The sequence below is a fragment of the Agromyces sp. P1_H4 genome (assembly GCF_056405255.1).
In genome coordinates this window covers 1-1,357 of record NZ_JBFUCL010000543.1, presented here as the reverse complement: position 1 = coordinate 1,357, position 1,357 = coordinate 1, and the positions used below count along the sequence as shown (strand labels likewise).

The window sequence follows — 1,357 nt, the reverse complement described above, 5'->3', positions numbered from 1 at the left end:
GACGCGTGGAGCCCGGCCGCGAACGCCGCGCCCGCGTCGGCAGCGCCCGTCCGCCAGCAGCCGACCACCCCGGCCTCCACGCCTGCGGCGACCGCGCGATCGTCGAGCACCACGACCGATGGCGCGTCGGGCGGCACCGGCTCACGCGGTTCCGGCGGCTCCGGCGCGGGAGGCTCCGGCACGGGCGGTTCCGGCGCCAAGAGCTCCGGTGACAAGCGCACCGTACGCACGCTCATCTGGGTCGCGGGCGGACTGGCCGTGCTGCTCGTCCTCGCCGGTCTGTTCTACCTCGGAACCCTCCTGTCGGGCGGATCGGGCGGAGCGCCCGACGCGGCGTCGCCCTCGGCCACGCCGAGTGCTACCGAGACTCCGGTCGCCGCGCCCACGGGCCCGCAGCCGGCCGGCGTGCACGCCTGGAACACGCTGTTCGGCGGCGAGTGCGTCGACCCCTACGCGAATCCGTGGGCCGAGGAGTTCACGGTCGTCGACTGCGCGGCCCCGCACGCCGCACAGCTCGTCTACCGCGGCGCACTCCCCGGCGACGCGGCAGCGCCCTTCCCCGGCGAGGCCGAGATCGCGTCGCAGATGGGCCTGCTCTGCACCGCTGACGGCGTCATCGACCAGGCCGCGATCTCGGGCATCACCGACCTGCAGGTGCAGGCGGCGTTCCCGGTCACCGAGGAGCAGTGGGCCGCAGGCGAGCGCACCTACTACTGCTTCGCGAACCGCTCGGGCGGCGAACCGCTCACCGCGAGCATCGCGGGCCCCGGCCCCGCGGCCTGACGTGGCGGCATCCGCCCGGGTCGTGGTCGTCGGCTCGCTCAACGTCGATTCGACGAGCTACGTCGAGACGTTCCCGGCGCCGGGCGAGACGATCCTCTCGCACGCGTTCCAGGTGGCGCTCGGCGGCAAGGGCTCGAACCAGGCCGTCGCCGCGCACGTCGTCGGAGCATCCGTCGACCTGGTCGCCCGCATCGGGGCGGATGCCGCGGGCGACTTCGCACTCGCGACCCTCGAGCGGCTCGGCGTGCCCACGAACGCGGTCGACCGCGAGACGGATGCCCCGACCGGCGTCGCCCAGATCACGGTCGCCGACTCGGGCGAGAACACCATCATCGTCTCGGGTGGCGCCAACCTCGCGCTCACGCCGTCGGTCGTCGACGCGGAGCGCGAACGCGTCGCGGCGGCATCCGTGGTGCTCACCCAGGGCGAGCTGCCCGTGGCGACCATCGAGCGCCTCGCCAGGGTCGCCGCCGAGGCGGGCGTGCGGTTCGTGCTCAACCTCGCACCGCCAGCCCCGGTCAGCGGGGCGACCCTGCGCTCCGCCGACCCGCTCGTCGTGAACGAGCACGAGGCG

2 protein-coding genes are annotated in these 1,357 nt (G+C 74.8%); both read left to right on the top strand.

Features of this window, described 5'->3' with window-relative positions; all coding sequences use genetic code 11:
- On the top strand, positions 1-783 hold a 783-nt coding region (locus AC1DY2_RS19810; RefSeq protein WP_476763967.1), incomplete at its 5' end, for a septum formation family protein.
- A 1-nt stretch (position 784) separates the two neighbouring features.
- Positions 785-1,357: PfkB family carbohydrate kinase (locus AC1DY2_RS19805; protein ID WP_476763966.1), on the top strand; the 573-nt coding region annotated here is incomplete at its 3' end.